At 52.6% G+C, this 17,907-nt stretch carries 12 protein-coding genes; 4 read left to right on the top strand and 8 right to left on the bottom strand.

Going from position 1 to position 17,907, the window contains the following annotated elements; all coding sequences use genetic code 11:
• Window positions 1–230: 230 nt before the first annotated feature.
• The 3 genes from purT to ACR9FF_RS12555 all read right to left on the bottom strand — a co-directional run bounded on the left by purT (window position 231) and on the right by ACR9FF_RS12555 (window position 5,159).
• Complete coding sequence (purT, locus tag ACR9FF_RS12565; RefSeq protein WP_317980584.1) at window positions 231–1,409, bottom strand: formate-dependent phosphoribosylglycinamide formyltransferase; 1,179 nt, start codon at window positions 1,407–1,409, stop codon at window positions 231–233.
• A gap of 115 nt (window positions 1,410–1,524) precedes the next feature.
• Window positions 1,525–3,378: an ABC transporter ATP-binding protein gene (locus ACR9FF_RS12560; protein WP_435171414.1), complete on the bottom strand. Its 1,854-nt coding sequence runs from the start codon at window positions 3,376–3,378 to the stop codon at window positions 1,525–1,527.
• Entirely contained in the window at window positions 3,375–5,159 is a 1,785-nt protein-coding gene (locus ACR9FF_RS12555; protein WP_435171412.1) for an ABC transporter ATP-binding protein, read from the bottom strand. The genes ACR9FF_RS12560 and ACR9FF_RS12555 overlap by 4 nt, the downstream gene beginning before the upstream one ends.
• Window positions 5,160–5,538: 379 nt before the next feature.
• Here ACR9FF_RS12555 and ACR9FF_RS12550 point away from each other — a divergent pair, with 379 nt between their 5' ends.
• On the top strand, window positions 5,539–6,366 hold the full coding sequence (locus ACR9FF_RS12550; protein WP_201003448.1) for a helix-turn-helix transcriptional regulator: 828 nt from the start codon (window positions 5,539–5,541) through the stop codon (window positions 6,364–6,366).
• A gap of 10 nt (window positions 6,367–6,376) precedes the next feature.
• Here ACR9FF_RS12550 and ACR9FF_RS12545 read toward each other — a convergent pair whose 3' ends face one another.
• Window positions 6,377–7,369, bottom strand: a complete 993-nt coding sequence (locus ACR9FF_RS12545) for a quinone oxidoreductase family protein (RefSeq protein ID WP_435171409.1) — start codon at window positions 7,367–7,369, stop codon at window positions 6,377–6,379.
• A gap of 210 nt (window positions 7,370–7,579) precedes the next feature.
• On the opposite strand from ACR9FF_RS12545, the gene ACR9FF_RS12540 reads away from it, so the two are divergent.
• From ACR9FF_RS12540 to ACR9FF_RS12530, 3 genes are read left to right on the top strand one after another with little or no spacing between them, the layout of a single operon-like run.
• Window positions 7,580–8,206, top strand: coding sequence for a TetR family transcriptional regulator (locus ACR9FF_RS12540; protein WP_435171407.1), 627 nt, complete (start codon window positions 7,580–7,582; stop codon window positions 8,204–8,206).
• A gap of 20 nt (window positions 8,207–8,226) precedes the next feature.
• Complete coding sequence (locus ACR9FF_RS12535) at window positions 8,227–9,480, top strand: MFS transporter (protein ID WP_435171405.1); 1,254 nt, start codon at window positions 8,227–8,229, stop codon at window positions 9,478–9,480.
• 53 nt (window positions 9,481–9,533) lie between these two features.
• Entirely contained in the window at window positions 9,534–10,040 is a 507-nt protein-coding gene (locus ACR9FF_RS12530; RefSeq protein WP_435171403.1) for a hypothetical protein, read from the top strand.
• Window positions 10,041–10,207: 167 nt separating this feature from the next.
• Here the strand turns inward: ACR9FF_RS12530 and ACR9FF_RS12525 are convergent, their stop codons facing one another.
• The 4 genes from ACR9FF_RS12525 to nth form a co-directional block, all read right to left on the bottom strand.
• Window positions 10,208–12,775 (bottom strand): rhamnogalacturonan lyase, encoded by a 2,568-nt coding sequence (locus ACR9FF_RS12525; RefSeq protein ID WP_435171401.1) that lies wholly within the window; start codon window positions 12,773–12,775, stop codon window positions 10,208–10,210.
• 352 nt (window positions 12,776–13,127) lie between these two features.
• Window positions 13,128–16,790: a dynamin family protein gene (locus ACR9FF_RS12520; protein ID WP_435171399.1), complete on the bottom strand. Its 3,663-nt coding sequence runs from the start codon at window positions 16,788–16,790 to the stop codon at window positions 13,128–13,130.
• A 3-nt stretch (window positions 16,791–16,793) separates the two neighbouring features.
• Window positions 16,794–17,063 (bottom strand): NAD/NADP transhydrogenase alpha subunit, encoded by a 270-nt coding sequence (locus ACR9FF_RS12515; protein WP_127494012.1) that lies wholly within the window; start codon window positions 17,061–17,063, stop codon window positions 16,794–16,796.
• A gap of 5 nt (window positions 17,064–17,068) precedes the next feature.
• Window positions 17,069–17,770, bottom strand: a complete 702-nt coding sequence (gene nth / locus ACR9FF_RS12510; RefSeq protein ID WP_132304825.1) for an endonuclease III — start codon at window positions 17,768–17,770, stop codon at window positions 17,069–17,071.
• Window positions 17,771–17,907 lie beyond the last annotated feature (137 nt).

The raw sequence follows: 17,907 nt of genomic DNA, 5'->3' as shown, positions 1-17,907 counted from the left end.
TAATTCAACTTATCCCGATTAGTAAAGATACGAGTATAACGACGGTTATGAAGTTTGTGCCCTTATCAATATCGGTCAAATGCGCTCGATGGATTAACAGAATAACATAAATTCGCGTCCCACGCTAAATTATTCATGCTCGTTATTGCCAAGTTCCATTCATGACTCGCCAAAAAAGGAGCGGCTCCTCCTTGTTATCGCACAAGGGAAGCCGCCGCTAAGAAGTCTGATTAGTCGTACTGAATATGGAGTGATTCCGCCGCTTGGCGGGCCAGATCGCGCGCCTCGTCAACGCTGCCGGCCGAGCTCAAGGCTACGGCCATCCGGCGGCCGACTTTCGTCTCCGGCTTGCCGAAGACGCGTACCTGCGTATTCGGCAGAGCGAGCGCTTGTTCAACGCCGCCGATACGGAAAGAAGCCGATTCGCGGTCCGCCTTCAGTGTATGGGTTGCCCCAGGCGTCAGCAGCCGGATCGTCGGGATCGGGAAGCCGAGAATAGCGCGTACATGCAGGGCGAACTCCGACAAATCCTGCGTCGCCATTGTAACCATGCCCGTATCGTGAGGACGAGGAGATACTTCGCTGAACAGAACGCCGTCCCGTGTAATAAACAGCTCTACCCCGTACAGCCCGTAACCGCCAAGCTCGTCCGTAATACGCAATGCAATATCTTCCGCTTGCTTGATTTGCTCCGGAGTCATATTATGAGGCTGCCAGGACTCGATATAGTCCCCATCCTTCTGAACATGGCCGATTGGCGCGCAGAAGCTTGTTCCGGATACCGAACGGATCGTAAGAAGCGTAATTTCGGATTCGAACGTAACAAAGCCTTCCACGATAATCCGCGCTTTTTTCGCGCGGCCGCCTTCCATCGCATAATTCCAGCAGCTTTCGATGTCCGCTTCCGTCTTGCAGACGCTTTGCCCTTTGCCGGAAGAGCTCATGATCGGCTTGATTACGCAAGGCAGACCTATCTCTTTGACTGCGGACTTAAGTTCGTCAAGCGAATCCGCGAACCGATAAGGAGCCGTTGGGAGACCAAGCGTCTCGGCCGCCAGACGGCGGATGCCCTCGCGGTCCATCGTCAAACGTGCCGCGCGTGCGGTAGGGATGACGTTAAAGCCTTCTTGCTCAAGCTCCAGCAGCGTTTCGGTAGCAATCGCTTCAATCTCCGGAACGATAAAGTCCGGCTTCTCGTCTTCGATAATCCGTCTGATTGCGGCACCGTCAAGCATATCCGTAACATGGCAACGATGGGCAACCTGCATGGCCGGCGCGTTCGCATAGCGGTCAACCGCGATAGTCTCTACGCCAAGGCGCTGTGCCTCAAGCGCAACCTCCTTGCCAAGCTCGCCCGAGCCGAGCAGAAGAAGCTTGCGTGCATTCGTTGTCAATGGTGATCCATACATAATAAAAAAGAACCTCCCGGAAGAACCCAGCGTCGAGCGAACGGAATATCCTTGTATTCCTCGAAGTCTGGTTTATTTTCTTCCATTGTGGAGGTTCTTTAACTAAAAATCAATACTAGGCCGACAAGAATCGATATTGGGCCTCGATAAGTCCGTTATAAACGCCGTTTTTCTTGATTAAAGCTTCATGATTGCCCTGCTCTACGATCCTGCCGTGATCCAGAACGATAATTTCGTCCGCATTGCGGATCGTTGACAGACGGTGAGCGATCATGAAGGACGTGCGTCCCTTCAGCAGCGTCTTAAGCGCCTCCTGAATCTTCAGCTCCGTCTCGGTATCGATGCTTGCCGTCGCTTCATCCAGGATCAGCACGCGCGGATCCGCCAGCAAAGCGCGGGCGAAAGAAAGCAGCTGGCGCTGCCCCATCGACAGAACGTTCCCCCGCTCCTCCACTTCCGTATCGTATCCGTCAGGCAGAGACATGATGAAATCATGCGCGTTAACGGCTTTGGCAGCCTCTACAATCTCGTTGTCCGTTGCGTTCAAGCAGCCGTAACGGATATTGTCGCGGATGGTGCCGGAGAAAATAAAGGTATCCTGCATAACCAAGCCTACTTGAGAACGAAGACTGTCTAGCGTAATGTTGCGAATGTCTTGACCGTCAATCCGGACAACGCCGGAAACCGGGTCGTAGAAGCGGCAGAGCAAGTTAATAATCGTGCTTTTGCCGGAGCCGGTATGGCCAACAAGCGCAATGGACTGGCCGGCTTTTACGTTTATGCTGATGCCATGCAGCGCAGGGCGCCCTTTCTCGTACTCGAATACGATATTATCGAATTGCACGTCGCCTCGAATACTGGCAAGCGGCTTCGCGTATTCCAGTTCGCCTACCGTCGGCTCTTCGTCGATGAACTCGAAGATACGCTCCGATGAAGCCATCGCGACTAGCAGCTGGTTATACACTTGGCCAAGGCGGTTGATCGGATCCCAGAAGTTGCCGACATAGTTGGCAAAGCCGACGAGCAGACCAACGGTAATCTCCTGATGCTCAATGAGATAAGAGCCGTACCAGAACAAAATAAACGTACCGATTGCCGAAGTAACCTCGATAACCGGGCCAAACGTCTGGTTAAGCGCCGAAGCCTTATTCCATGCTTTTACGTTGACTGCATTCATGTTATCGAAGAAACGCATGTTTTCTTTTTCCTGTACGTAGGCCTGCGTAATTTTCATCCCTTGAATGCTTTCGTTCAAGTGGGAGTTGATCCGCGACTGCTTCTTTCGCACATCCTGCCAGGCGAAGCGGATTCGCTTGCGGAGCGCGGAAGAGACAAGGAACATAATCGGAACCGTAATCATCACGGCAAGACCAAGCTTGAAGTTCCAGATCAGAAGGATGATCACGATACCGGCAAGCTGCACGCAGTCCATAAGCGAGTTGACGACGCCGTTCGTGAACAAATCCTGCAGGGCGTTGACGTCATTGGTTACCCGCACAAGCACGGAGCCTGCGGGACGCTTGTCGTAGAAACGGAACGACAGCTTCTGAATATGCTGGAATAGGTGATGGCGGAGGTCGTAGATAACCTTCTGGCCGATAATGTTCGTATACTTGATCCGATACTGGTTGGAAGCCCATTGGATAATGAATAGAGCCACCATAACGCCTGCAACCAAATAAAGCTTACCGTAGCTCGTTTCTCCACTCTCCGGCTGAATAGCCTGATCAATCGCCACAATGGTTAAGGCCGGAATGGTCAGCCTGGTGATCGTGCCGATAATCATGGCGACAATTACCGGAATCAATTGGCGCGTATACGGCTTCATATAAATGAACAAGCGCCGCATCTGCGACCAGTTAAACGGTTTTTCGATCGCATCGTCATCCTGGTAAATAAAACGTTCTTTCTTGCCGTTTTCGCTTGCATTCTTGATTCTATCCTTCAGTTCCTTATTCGAACTGCTCATTGAACAACGCTCCTTTTCCGCCCCGGTATCGAAGAATCGAGGTTCGCAAGCGGCCGATCGGCATATTGAATGTTATAGGTGTCGCGATAAGGTCCATGCTCGGCAATCAGCTCGTTATGCGTACCGCGCTGCACGATATGACCGTTATCCAACACGATAATTTCGTCTGCATGGCGGAGCGACGAAATCCGGTGCGCAATGATAAACGTAGTCCGTCCGGCCATCAGCTCTTTAAAGCCTGCCTGGATCTCGTGTTCCGTCTCCATGTCGACGGCGCTGGTCGCATCGTCCAGAATAAGAATCCGGGGATTGCGGATCAGCGCGCGGGCAATCGCAATACGCTGCTTCTGTCCGCCGGATAAGCCCATCCCTCTCTCGCCTACGATCGTTTCATAGCCGAGCGGCAGCTCCATAATGAAATCATGCGCTTTCGCAAGCTTGGCTGCGCGGATAATTTGTTCGTCCGTTACATTTTTTTCCCCGTATGCAATGTTGGTGCGAATCGAAGCCGAGAACAGGAAGGTCTCCTGAAATACCGGTGCAATTTGGCTGCGCAGGCTTTGCACATCCAGATTCTGAATATCGATGCCGTCAAGAGTAATCCGGCCCGTTTTTACGTTATAAGCCCTCATCATGAGTTGAATAATGGTGGATTTGCCCGAGCCCGTCGCCCCAAGGAGACCAACCACTTTGCCCGCCGGCGCGTCGATGTTAATGTTCGTGACCGCAGGCGTTTTGTCCGGATAATTGAACGTCACGTTCTCAAAGCGAACATGGCCTCTAACCACTTCTTTATCCACTTCAACGGCGTTTTCGATGCTTTGGACATGGATATGCGTGTTAAGCAGCTCCATGATCCGCTCGCCTGATGCTTTGGACTGGGTATAGTTATTGATATGGAATCCAATTCCCCACATCGGACCGATGATGTACCAGATTAAGCTGAAGAAGGCGACAAGTTCGCCAAGCGTTAAGGAGCCGCGGATAACCATCGTACCGCCTGCCACCAGCAGGATGACGACGCTCAAGTTGGCGAGAAGCTCCATCGAAGGGAAAAACTTCGCCCAAATCGAAGAGGCGCCAATCTGATTCGCCTTGTATTGCTCGTTGCGCTTCGAAAATTTGTCTACCTCATGCGGCTCGCGCGCAAAGGACTTGACCGTCCGCACGCCCGTAATATTTTCCTGAACCGCCGTTGTCAGATTGCTCATCGCTTTGCGCATTTCGCGGAAGGCGGGATGAATCCGTTTCTCAAAGCGGATTGCCGTAAAAGCAAGGAACGGGATCGTGACCAGCGTAATCAGCGTCAGCTTCCAGTCGATTGACATCATCATCGCTCCGCCGAACAGGATCATCAGCGCTACGTTCAGAATCTGGGCAAAGCCAAAGCCGATAAATTGGCGGATTGCTTCAAGATCGGCCGTTAGCCTGGACATCAAATCGCCGGTTTTCGCTTTATCGTAATATTGGAATGAAAGCGTTTGAAGTTTGTCGTAACAGGCGTTGCGCATGCGGAAAACTACCCGGTTGCCGAGCCTGCCGCCGAAAAATCCGTGCAGGAACTGCATGAAGCCCTTCAAGGTAACGACCCCTACGACGGAAAGAGCTAGCATCGGCACTTTGTCAAAGTCTTTTGGCTTGATAACATCGTCAATCAAGTAACGCAGCAAATTCGGATACACCAGGCCAAGCGCAGTCGCAAACATCAAACAAATAATGGATGACAGCAGATACCTTCGCTCAACCCAATAAAACCGCTTCAATTGCCTAAAGACGTCCAAGTAAATCCATCTCCCCGTTCTTTATTTGTATAATTATGCAATGAATATTAGCAGTAACGGCGAGACCCGCGCAAACAGTAGATAATCACGTATAATTAGCTGAAACAGCCGATTATGGCGAATCGGGAAAGATTAACGGGGTATCCTCCTAAATAATCCATAATCATCCCAGATGTGTGGCAATTCCTCCATTTTTGCACAGAAACACACAGGGATATGTAAATAGGCCAAAGAAAAGATTTTTTTAAAAATAAAAATGCGCCCTTTCGCGAGGAAAGGACGCTTCTTTGCATGGGGTACGGCAGGCCGGCGACTTGCTCTTGTTCCATCTTCATCCCCGAGTATAATGGGGTATAAAGAAACGAGGAGGATATGCCGAATGGATAAGCAAAAAGCCGTCCTGCTCGGACAATTTCTGAAATCGCGCAGGGAGAAAATGAATCCTGCCGAAGCCGGTCTCCCTTCGGGTTACGGCAAACGAAGAACGCCCGGGCTCCGCCGCGAAGAGGTCGCCCAGCTTGCCCACGTCAGCACCACGTGGTATACCTGGCTCGAGCAAGGGCGGGCTGCCGCCCCTTCCAGACAAGTGCTGGACAGCGTCGCCCAGGCATTGAAGCTAAGCAAGAACGAGCATTTGCATATGCTTCACCTGGCAAATCTGGAGCTGCCGAATCCTTCTCCGGCCGTGAATCAGCTGTCCCCGGATATCAACAAGCTTATCGATCAGCTTCCTTACCCTGCTTTCGTTGCGACGGACCGCACGGAGGTTTTGAGCTGGAATGATGCCGCCTGCCGGATCATTTTCGATTTCCCCTCGGTTCCCGCGGAAGACCGCTGCATGGCCTGGCTGACGTTCATGAACGAGAATTTACGCCGTTCCTTACCGAATTGGGAAGAATATGCCCAATATACGGCCGGAGTGCTTCGCGGACGCTACGAGAAAAATTTAAACGACTTGGCCTTCCGCAAGCTGATTGACCGACTAATAGATGCAAGCCCGGAATTTCTCGCTTTATGGTCGACGCATGACATTATGGATAAGACCATCAAAACCATTCGTCTTCATCATCCCGAAGCCGGACTGCTCACCTTCAATATCAATACCTTCTCCCAGATTAACGGAAACGGCAGCGCGCATTGCTGCGTCTACGTTCCCGTGGAAGGAACCGGTACGCAAGAGAACATGCAGCATCTGCTTAACAGCTAACGGTATGCTGTCAGGAGCCTATTTTTAAAACGATTTTGCCCGTGGATTTTCTTTCCTCGATTCGTCTATGGGCCTCTTCGGCTCTGAGCAGCGGCAGAAGGCCGGTTACATCCACTTTCACCTCCCCGCTCGCTACCAGTGCCAAGGCCTTTCTGGCCGATTCAGCCACCATCAGCGGTGCGGTCATGCTCAATAGCTGCAGATTAAAGCCCGATACCGTTTTGCTTGTAAACCATAATTCATTGAGGGACTGCTTCACGTCTTCCGAGTCGCCGGCATTCCCCATTGCAATTAATCTTCCGAGAGGCTTAAGCAGCCGCAGCGACGCTTCCCTCATCAACCCGCCAACCGGATCCACCGCAACGTCTACTCCCCGTCCGCCCGTCCTTTCCGTTACTTGCTCCTCGAAATCCTCCCGCAGATAGACTTCGTCATAACCTAGGCTTTTCGCATAGTCCACCTTATCCGTACTTCCGACCGTTCCGATAACAAGTCCGGCGCCAAGCGCCTTCGCTACCTGGCCGATTGCGCTGCCCACGCCTCCCGCAGCAGCGTGGACCAGCACCGTCTCTCCGCGCTGCATGCGGGACACCTGCGATATGATCATGTACGCAGTCGTTACATTCGATGGGAAAGCAGCCGCGCTCTCCATGCTGACTTGGCCTCCCGCTTCATCAAGCGGGAAAACAAGATCCGCATTCACTTTAACCACCTCCGCGTATCCGCCTCCGCTAACTATCGTTAAGGCTGCAACTCGCTGACCAGTGCGCAGGCCCGTCACCTTCTCCCCTATCTCTCGAATCGTGCCGGAAACCTCTATGCCAGGTACGAAAGGAAGAGGCAAATTCGGGACGCCTCCTTTCCGGAACAACACCTCGGCGTAATTAACCCCGGCATAAGCAACATCTATCGTAACTTCAAAAGGTCCAGGTGCAGGGACCTCCAGACGGGTTAGGGTCAATACTTCGGCATCGCCAAACTGTGGAATCATCATTGCACGCATATCAAGCGCCTCCTTGTTCTTGTAAGTTGTTCTATCCCATTATGAGAAAAACAAAGGAAGGCAGCCAGTTGGCGGTTATACAGGTACCCGGAGTAACAGGCAATAGAGAGAAAAATGGAAATTATGGATCATAACGATTGAAAAATGAACCGCGTGTCATTATAATTAAAATGACACGCGGTTCATTTTAATGAAAGGTTGGTAAGCAGGATGTCGCCTAAAATTTCAAACGATCAAAAGGAACAACGCAGGCTTCAAATTCTCGAAGCCGCAAAACAAGTGTTTTCGCTAAAAGGCTATGGTGCGGCAACGTTAAAGGATATTGTCATTGAGACGGGCATGAGTCGAGGGTGGATCTACTTATATTTTCAAACGAAAGAAGAGATTTTCGAAGCATTGATGGACCATCAAGACGAGGAATACGACAAGCAGCTAGAGGATGCTCTAGCCATGAATCCCCGCATCTGGTCAATCATCAACAATCAGATTAATCAGTTGAAAGAAGAGCTGTGCTTACCCGGAAACGAAAGCTTGCTTCCCGCCTTCTATGAATATTTCCTTACCGGCTGGAGGGACGAGGAGATAAGAGCATTATTGCTTCAACGTTACGAGAATGGAATCAACCGTTTATCGGGCCTACTCCAGAAAGGCATTGACAAGGGTGAATTTAATCCGGCAAAGCCGGTAACGGACATCGCCAGAATGATCTCTTCCTATCAGGAAGGCATCATTACCCTTACCGTTGCCGTCGGCGCTGAAATGGCGCGCACAACCGTTCAGCTTGAGGAGATGAGCCAATACTTTTATCGTTTATTAAACCCGTCCCTTGACGGATAGAACCAATAGGAGGATGAGCCGTGATCACTTTGTTTCGCAATCCCGCGTTTAACAAGCTATTTATGGCTTCGATCGCTTCGCAGCTTGGAACGGTCATCGGCAATATGGCATTCGCTTATTATCTGGTTGACAGATTCGCTTCCCGACCTTCGCTCGCCTCAACCGCGGAGCTTATGTATTCGATCCCGACTCTCGCCGTATTCTGGATTGTCGGAGTTGCCGCCGACCGCTTCGACCGAAAGTTCATTGCGGCTTACAGTGACTGGATCCGTACCCTACTTACATTCGTCCTGCTTGTTTGCGTTCATACCGATTGGCTCTTTCTTTGTTTCCTGGTACTGTTCCTTCGCAGCGCGGTAGCCCGATTTTTCGGTCCTGCCGAGATGGGACTTGTGCAAGGATGTCTCGCGCAGGAACAATATGTTCAAGCAGCGGGATTAAACCAGATCGTCAGCGCTTTGTTCATGTTGTTTGGTTTAAGCCTTGGCGCGGCGGCCTATCACTGGCTCGGGATTGAAGGTGCCATTCTAATCGATGCGATCAGCTTTATTATCTCCGGCGTGCTTATAGCTTGGGGACGATATCCGGAAGCTGCCCGAATTCCGAACGGGAAAAGCCGGGTTCGCGACATTAGCGCTTCACTCATATGGAAAGATTTCGCGCAAGGAATTCAATATATCTATCGCAACAAATTGCTGTTGAACCTGATACACGGCTTCTTCTTTTTCGGGATCGTGAATGGCGTGTTTGCCGTTCTTCCGATTTTCGTCATGAAATACAAATTAAGTCCGGAAAATTATTTACTCCATTCCTCCCTCATTATGATTTTTCTCGGCATCGGATTCTTAATCGGGAGTATGCTTGCACCTGTCCTCATAAATAAATTTTCAAAGACCCCTGTCATGATTGCCGGTTTCTTCCTCGCCAGCCTTCTTACGTTTACAATCGGCTCTATAACGTCAATCTACGCGTATCTTGGCCTCATTCTTCTGACCGGGGTTATTCTTGCACCCGCTAATATCGTCATCGGCGGATGGATGCCCGAGCTTGTTGCGCCGCAATTCATGGGGAAAGTTAATGCTTTGACCGATCCCGTTATGATGCTGGGCCATTCCTTGGCTCTTGGCTTTGTAGCCTTGGCTTTTCCCTCCTGGATCTCCATCACCTGGCTGCATTATATCCTCGCCATCTGCATGCTTGGCGTAAGCATTTATTACTTTGTCGTTCTTCCCCCGCTTGTCAGAAATCAAGCAAAAACTACGCAAACGGCATAAACAAGCGCAACCATTCCTCCTCTTTTTGCGTTATCTTTGCAAGGGGGGAGAACATGATTCGTATTCTTATCATCTTAAGCGTTGCCTTTGCGTTTATCGCGGGATGCAGCAAGGAAACGAAAAAGCTTCAAATGCCCGAGGATATGCCGGAGGATTTCCGATTCTCGGTCAGCTTCGGATACGGTGAAGACCATAAAAACGAAATCAACACGTACAACCACACCGTCACCAAGGATCTCGTCACGAAGGGGACAGCCACGACAGCTTTGTCTTTTAGCAACGATGAGCTTCAATCGATTTACGGGAAAATGAAAGAAATCGCCGTCCTGGACGAGAAACAATTCCCGCGTAAGGGTAACTGTTCACAGACGCCAAGCAGTACAGACAGCTGGAAAATTACCGTAAACGGCGAGACGAAGACCTTGTCATGGACAAACGAGTACTGCGACATGACGAAGGATGCGAAGGATTTGCTCGAGCTGAGGAGTTATATCCAGAAGATTGTAGAGGGAAAAGACGCTTATAAAGCCTTGCCCGCTGCCGAAGGCGGATATGATTAAACGGGGCGTACCATAAGTCATCAATATGACAAATGGGATAGCCCCTTTTATTTGTGGATCAGCCTGCAAAAGTGCCTCATTCGCGTTTTTAACTGCAATTTAGCATTCGAATGAGCTGAGCTTAAGCGGAACCCTTTCGCCGTGACCTCTCAAATTTTCTATTCCGATTATTTACTCCACTGCGACACTAACAGCTGAGCTTGAGAGGTCAGATTTTTGACGGCCGCATCCGAAACTTGATCCTTACCGGTACGCTTCTCTAACTGAGACAGGAATTTGCCTACAAAATCAACGGCCTTGTCCTTGGAGCCCTTCTCGTATTGATGCTGTGCTTGCTCAAGGGTATTGGTCAGCTGGCTGACAATTGCCCCTTTTACGCTGCCGTCCGCGATATAACCGTCCAGCTTATTTTGCAGACTGCTTAAGATACCAGGAATCGATGCGTCAGGAACCGGAACATTGTTAAAGTTCGTATCCGAAGCAAAATAGAAGCTGGTATACGATGGCTGGTTGTACGCCGTATTTTGACGGGCAACCTCGGCTCTGTACTGCGGATCATGCATCAAGGTATACAGCTTCCGGTCGGTCAGCTCAGTGCTCATATAAATTCGGATGGCGCTGCTGTCCGTTGTACGTACAAGCAGCTCCTCTCGCCAATCGCCGAAAATATCCGCCACAAGCGAAGGATTACCCTTCGTATAGTTGTTGGTCAAGGTACCGGTTGCCGTGAGCAGTTTTCCACGCTTCCAGTCCTCAATGGTTGGCGTAACGTCGATAGCGCCATTCACGATTTGCGTCGTCATATCCCCCGCCCACTTGATGCTCATATTCGTTCCCGGCGCCGTATTCCCCAGCTTCTGACCGTCAGCGCTCCAGAGACCAACTGCCCACGTTTCCAGACCAGGTCTTGCTGGATCCACATCCCCAATCATGCCGCGTCCCGTATCCTTGCCGGTATATCCGCCGTACAACACTTCCCCGGTCTTTGCATCGCGCAGCGAATAACCGTAAGGAGCATAAGCTCCGCCCTCATGAACCATAAAGATTTCAAGACCCGGGCGGTTCGGATCGATGTCCGTCACATGCAAAGCATCACCGTGACCAAGTCTTGCTACCGCGCCGGGCGTTGCGCTTTGAGGAGGCATCACATCCATCGAGCTGTAGAGCAGGCTGCCGTCATTGTCAATCGTTGCGGAGCCGTAAACAATCTCCTGCTTGCCGTCTCCGTCTACGTCCGCCGCGCTTAACGAGTGCGCGCCTTGGGTAGTTAGCGTGCCATACTCCGGATCCGTACCGTCCCGGCCATGCGGTCCGTCGTTAAACGGATTCGTCATCGGCGTCCAGCCGCTGTCCACGTACCAATTCTCCTTCAGATGATGGCCATCCCAACCATAAGAGACAAGAGTTGATCTTGTGTAATACCCTCTCGCAAAAACGGCATACGGATTTTGACCGTCCAGATAAGCAACTCCGGCAAGGAAACGGTCAACCCGGTTAGCCGGCTCGATCCGGCTCATCGCATAATCGCCCCACAACAGTCCGTCATCCTCCCGAGGCGTCTTGAACGGAATGGTCTCCAGCTCTTTGCCGGTCGCTCCCTCGAATACGGTTAAGTACTCCGGCCCGTCCACAATAAAGCCCTCGAATTCGCGCAGCTTGTTGTTTACGCTCCGGCTTGGCGCGTAGACATCCATGAAATAATCCGTCAGGCTGCGCGCATCCTCAAGCGACAGCGGATAGCTGTATTTCGGCGTTATGCCGAAAGCTTCCTCCAGCGTTTTGGGCCAGCTGCCGTTCTTCACCTCTTCCCGGTCGCTCCAGCCCATAAACATGTTCACCACATGATCGTAATAGCCCTGCGCGCTGAGACGGTAATCATCTTCATTGCTGTAGCCGGCCTCCAGATCCGCTTTTGGCATGGTAATATATTTTTCGGATTCGACCTTGCCGTCTGCTCCGTATTTCAACACTTTTGTTCCCGGTGCGGTCTTGAACATCATCTCCGACTTGCCGTCCCCGTCAAAATCGTAAACCAGGAATTGCGTGTAATGCGCTCCGGAACGAATGTTAACGCCAAGGTCAACCCGGTACAGCAGCTTGCCTTCGAACGTATAGCAATCGATATAGGTTTTGCCCGTATAGCCCCGCTGCGAGACATCCTTGGAATTGGAAGGCTCCCATTTAACGAAAAACTCATACCGCCCGTCTCCGTCTACGTCTCCTACGCTCATATCATTAGCGGAATACGTGTAAGCCTCGCCTTTTGGGGTGACCCCGTCCGAAGGCTTGTTCAGCTTCAGGTCGTAATAAGCCTGCTCCCATGGCTGAACGACCGCGCTTTGATCGGTTTCTTTCCCGCCGGTTACCGCCGCCACGTAATACTTGGAAGACGATGCTCCCGAAGGATCCAGATAATTGGTGCTGTCCGTTACGGTAGCGATCTTAACCCCGTCACGATAGACGTTGAATGCCGGTCCCGTTAAACCTTTTTCCGTGCTGCCCGTTACCTCGTAGGATAAAAGCCTCCAGCTGATAAACACGCCTTCAGACGTTGTAGCTGCCGCAAGTCCCCGGTCCAAATATTCCAATTGCACGCGTTCTTTGCCCCCTTGTTGGCCGACGGTACCTTGCGCCGCAGGAGCTGCCCATGCAGAACCCGTCATCGTAAGCGATAAGGCGAGAACGCCAGCCATCATTGCACGAATGGGTTTCCCGCTAGTTGCACGTTTTGCCATTTATTAATTCCTCCCAAAAAAAGATTTGGATACGCTTACAAAAGCAGTTGCCAGGGTTACCCTCCTTTCTTCCTATACCAGATAAATTCTGGAAATCACCCCTTCATTATAGTTGCAGGCCATGCATTTCCCATTTAAAAATCAGTGTATTTGTTCCAAAAAACCGACTTTGTGAGCAGTAACCTTTAACTAACCTAGCAATGATCATACTCGCACCCTGCATTCGAAGGATTGCTTTCCGAAGATATAGTCCGTAAGATTCACGGCGCTGCACCTCCCCTAGACGCAAAAAAAGCCCGCAACGGCTCATAAAGCCGTTGCGGGCATAAAACGCGATAAATGCATGAAAAGGTTAAACGTCCACCGAGGATTGAAGCTCCGCAATCTGCTGATGCAGTCTGCCAAGCTGCTCGGTATCCGCTTCGTCGGACAAGGAGGTCTGCATGCCTTGCACATAACGGGATAAATCGTCAGCAAGGGCAGCGCCCGTCTCCTCCGCACATTGTCTCCACAAGCCGGTATAAAGGCCAGACCAGCTGTCGATATGCTCATTCATCCACGCCTGCAAGGCAGGAGAAGCGGCCTCTTCCAGCTCTTTGCGAAGCTGGCCTTTGCCATCTCCCTCGAAAAATTGGCGGGGAGATTTGAACCGGCTCCATAGCCATTTGGCATCCACGCCGGACATTTTCCAATCCGCAACGGCATCCGGGGTAGGAAGATCCTTAGCCGCGTAAGCCGCGCTGCTGTAACCGGCAATCAGCGATTCCAGCTGCTCGGTCAAATTCGCGTACAGCTTCTTGAGCAGGCTGTTCACCTTGCGGTCCATACGCAGCGTTGTCGCTTGAAGCTCCTGGGACAGCTCGGTCTGCACTTGACGCTGAAGCTCCAGCCATGCGGTCCAGATCATTTTGCGCAGATCGCGGCCGTCATCCTGCAGCGTCGAAGGGTTAAACGCATAGTTGTAAAACTCGCCGAAGCGAAGCTGAATCCGCTGCACCACGTAATAGAGCAGCTCGTTCAGCTCCTGAAGCATTTGCGCCGGAGGATCGTTTTCCTGGAACGTCCGGATCGAGGCATTCGCCTCAAGTTGCAGCTGGCCTAAGCGTTCGCTTTCCGCTTGGCGGGACGCGGCATCGCCCGCGGCGCTCTTCAGCCAGCCGGCCACCGTGGAAGCGGCTCTTGTAATCTCCTGCTCTGCAGCATCAATAGCCAGCTTGCCGAGATCGTTCTGCACGAAGCCAAGGAACGACTGTTCAAAGGCGCCGATCCCCGATTGGGAGAGCAGCTCCATATTGCCGTCCATCTTGGCATCCAAGCCTTGCAGGCTGGATACCGGGAACAAGCGCGGGTTACGGATGCCATGCTGAAGCAGGTTGCTCTCGACGTGGCTTAGCACGCCTTCAAGCTCTTCGTCATCGGCTGCCAGGTCGGCTGCGTTGACCAGGAAGAACATTTTATCAAGCTCGAATTGATCCTTCACCCGTCCAAGCTGCATCAGGAACTGACGGTCCGCTTGCGAGAAGGCGTGGTTATAGTAAGTGACGAACAAAACGGCGTCCGCGTTCTTGATGTAATTAAAGGCTACGCCCGTATGCCGGGCATTCACGGAGTCTGCCCCCGGCGTATCCACAAGCACGATCCCTTGGCGCGTCAACGGGCAATCGTAATGAAGCTCGATTTCGCTGACGAAGCAAGAACGGGACTCCTCGGCTACAAACTTCTCGTATTCGTCCTGCGAGACCGAGATTTGGGTGCCAAGCAGCGCTTCATGCGCTTCCCAGCCTTTGCGGGCTGCGCGAAGGAAGCTGTAATGCGGACGTCCGCCGGCATGGATGACATCCGGGGTAAGCATATCAATGGCAAGCATGATGGCCGATGCATTCGGCAAGGCGGATTCGGATGCGTCCTCGCCAAGCAGCGCCAGCGAGTAGCGCAGGTCTTCGATAATGGCGTCATGGGATTTCATGACGACAAGGGCCGTGCCATGCTCGTGCTCGGCCGTCGGCGGCACGAGGCGGTTGATCGCTGCAGTTGTCGGGTTCGGCGACACCGGCAGCACCGGCTCGCCAAGCAGCGCGTTCGCGAGCGAGGATTTGCCCGCGCTGAAGGCTCCGAACAGCGCGATGGTGAACCGGCTGTCCCGCAGCCGGTTGGCTTTATCGCGCATAGCGTCCGCGCTGGCGGTCAGCGGCGCGTAAGGCGCGAGCAGCGAAGCCACGCGCTCGAGGCGCGCAGCGGCGCTATGCTGCTGCGCGAGCGCTGCGCCGCTGGCCAGCGCGGCGCCAGCTTGCGGCGCCGCTGCGCTCGCGGCCATGCGCGGCTGCGCTGGCGCGCCGGCGCTTGGCGCAGCCGCGGCGCTTGCCGCTGGCGCAGCCGCGTGCGCGGCGCGAGGCGCCGGCAGCGCCGGGCGCGGCGCGCGCGGCGGCAGCGCTGCGGCAAGCTGCGCCGCATGCGCGGCAGCGCGCTGCGTCAGCGCCGCTAGCTGCGCGAGCGCGCCGGCCTGCTCGCCAAGCGCCGATAGCTGCGCGGCAACCTCATCCGCTGCGGCTGTGCTCGCCGCGGCAACATGCTGCGCAAGCACGTCGATGATATCGAACGCGTGCTTGCGGTAGATGAGCTTCACTTCCGCAGCCAGCTCGCGGCTGTAAACCATCGTATATTCATTGCCGAAGGTAGCTCCTGTATTTACTTTCTCAATAAGCCAGTTCGGCTCAGGCTGCCAGGACAAGCCGGAGATCAGCTCCTGCTCCATCCGGTCAGCCGGATAACCGGCCTTCTCCGCCGCACGGCGAAGCAAGTCCTTCACATGCCAATCAATGGCCGCATTCACCTGGGAAGCAAATTCGGTCCGGAACGTCTCCAGTCTGCGTTCCTGCTCGGCTGCCGTTTTCGCCCCGGCAAACAGCAGGCCCGTCTTAAAGCCAGGCTTCCGGCTTTCCAAGAAGACATGCGCTTTGTCCCGCAATGGCGCAGGGGTAATGATCGCGTTATCCAGAAGCGACTGAACGCTGCGGCGGAGCTCAACGCGCAAGCGCTCCGGCTCTTCGGCAAGCCTGTTCTTCTCGGCTTCAAGCTGAGCCATCTCCGCCTTCACCTTGGCTGCGGCTTCCTCGCCGCCGGCTTCCGCTATTAGGCGTTCGCGCTCCGGCTCATCCCGCAGGTCCCACCATTTCTTGTGCTCGGCCACCAGATGATGCAGCGAAGCGTCTACGCTGTAAGCCGCAAGAGGCACTCTTTCCTCTGCCAGCTGGGACAGCAAAAGCTCCAGCTGCTCCCATTCCTGGTGGGGATGATCCGGCTGCCGCAACGACAAATAAACGATTCCCGCCGGCTCCAGATGCCAAGCTTGAAACGCTTCTTCCACACTCTTCCGGTACTGCTCGAACGACAATTCACGGTCACGGTGCTTATCAATCTGATTTACGATAAAGTATAAGGGCTTGCCCCAGTCCTTCAATTGCTTCGCAAACGCAAAGTTAATCTCGGATTGGACATGGTTATAATCCATTACATAAAAGACGACATCCGCCAAATGAAGAGCGGATTCGGTCGACATTCTGTGAGCGTCATCCGTGGAATCGATACCGGGAGTATCAAGAAGAACCGTATGATCGCCAAGGCGATCGGTAGGATAATAGATCGATACGGATTCAATGTTCTCGCCGTCTTTGCAATACGCGTCCAGCTCCTCGAGCGGAATATCCACGCTGACGCGCTCTCCGTTCTTCAAGCTAACGACGCTTGCCTTTGCCGTCTCGCCGCCGCGAATGGCCACAACGTTTGCGCTTGTAGGGATCGGGCTGGACGGAAGCAGTTGTGCTCCGCATAATCGGTTGACCAGAGTTGATTTGCCGGCTGAAAAATGTCCGCAAAATGCAACAGTAAGCCGGCCTTCGGCCAGCTTACTGTTCAACTCCAGTACTTGCTTTGCGTGTAGACTGTCGCCCGCCGACTGCATTTCCGCAGCGGCATGGGACAGTGCTTCTGTCATGCTTCGTACTGTCGTTTCCATCATGGTCTATACAGCTTCCTCTTCCGCAGGCAGGCAGATTTCAAACACGTTGCCGTGCTGCAAAATCATAATGTTGCGTTCTTTTTCCTTCATAACAACGACTTCAGGCTTTTGGCGCATACGCTCGATGTACTGATCCGGTACATCGCCGGAGCCGCTTACGGTGACGCCTTCTACCAGAATATCCTCGTTTTCTTGCGGAGGTGCTTCGAGAACCTGCTCAAAAATATCGGAGAACAGTTCAAAATTGTTTGTATACACGGAAATGCATTTCATCTTCATCATCCTTCACTGGCTTTTTTCGGTTTAGTTGCCTTAATTTTAGTTTTCGTTTGTCCACCCGGCTTCATACGCTGTTTGCCTTCCTTGCACAGATCCAGCAGCGGGCATATCGGACATTGCGGGTTTTGTGCTTTGCAATGATAGCGGCCGAAAAAAATTAGCCGGTGATGGGTGAGCGTCCATTCCTCGCGGGGCACAAGCTTCATCAGCTTCTTTTCGACTTCCAGCACGGTATCATCCAGCTTAGCCACGCCAAGCCGTTTCGATACCCGCTCCACATGCGTATCTACGGCGATTGCGGGAACGCCAAACGCGTTCGAGACAACCACATTGGCTGTCTTTCGCCCAACGCCGGGCAGCTCCGTCAGCTGCTCATGCCTCTCGGGAACTTCCCCTTCGTATTTATCGATTAGGATGCGGCATAGCTTTTGAATATTAGATGCCTTACTGCGGAATAATCCGATACGGCGAATATCCTGCTCCAGCTCTTCCAGCGGCACAGCCAAATAATCCTCCGGCCGTTTGTATTTCTGAAACAGATTGACCGTGACTTTGTTCACCGTCTCATCCGTACATTGGGCCGACAGCAGGACGGCTATGGTCAGTTCGAACGGGTTGCTGTGATGCAATTCACAATGTGCATCCGGGAACATCTCCGCCAACGTATCCAATATATGTCGCATCTTCTGCTTCGCATTCATCGTCTCTCTCCTAATCCCAAACACTATCGTTCAAAGTGTAGCGAAATTTGTCACGAGAAGCAACCTTATTCAGCCCTAAATAAAGAAAAAACCGCCCTTTTGGACGGTATTTTCACAAAATATAAGAATTTAGGCCG

The organism is Paenibacillus glycanilyticus (assembly GCF_051200795.1).
GTDB classification, from domain to species: Bacteria; Bacillota; Bacilli; order Paenibacillales; family Paenibacillaceae; genus Pristimantibacillus; species Pristimantibacillus glycanilyticus.
The sequence above is the reverse complement of the archived record's forward strand: the minus strand, read 5'-3'. Positions and strand labels throughout refer to the sequence as shown.

Coding starts and splice junctions, on each gene's coding strand:
- nth (WP_132304825.1), bottom strand. CDS start 17,770: ATGAATGCGAAGCAGAAGATGCGACATATATTGGATACGTTGGCGGAG.
- ACR9FF_RS12540 (WP_435171407.1), top strand. CDS start 7,580: ATGTCGCCTAAAATTTCAAACGATCAAAAGGAACAACGCAGGCTTCAA.
- ACR9FF_RS12530 (WP_435171403.1), top strand. CDS start 9,534: ATGATTCGTATTCTTATCATCTTAAGCGTTGCCTTTGCGTTTATCGCG.
- ACR9FF_RS12520 (WP_435171399.1), bottom strand. CDS start 16,790: ATGATGGAAACGACAGTACGAAGCATGACAGAAGCACTGTCCCATGCC.
- ACR9FF_RS12525 (WP_435171401.1), bottom strand. CDS start 12,775: ATGGCAAAACGTGCAACTAGCGGGAAACCCATTCGTGCAATGATGGCT.
- ACR9FF_RS12545 (WP_435171409.1), bottom strand. CDS start 7,369: ATGCGTGCAATGATGATTCCACAGTTTGGCGATGCCGAAGTATTGACC.
- ACR9FF_RS12515 (WP_127494012.1), bottom strand. CDS start 17,063: ATGAAATGCATTTCCGTGTATACAAACAATTTTGAACTGTTCTCCGAT.
- ACR9FF_RS12550 (WP_201003448.1), top strand. CDS start 5,539: ATGGATAAGCAAAAAGCCGTCCTGCTCGGACAATTTCTGAAATCGCGC.
- ACR9FF_RS12560 (WP_435171414.1), bottom strand. CDS start 3,378: ATGAGCAGTTCGAATAAGGAACTGAAGGATAGAATCAAGAATGCAAGC.
- purT (WP_317980584.1), bottom strand. CDS start 1,409: ATGTATGGATCACCATTGACAACGAATGCACGCAAGCTTCTTCTGCTC.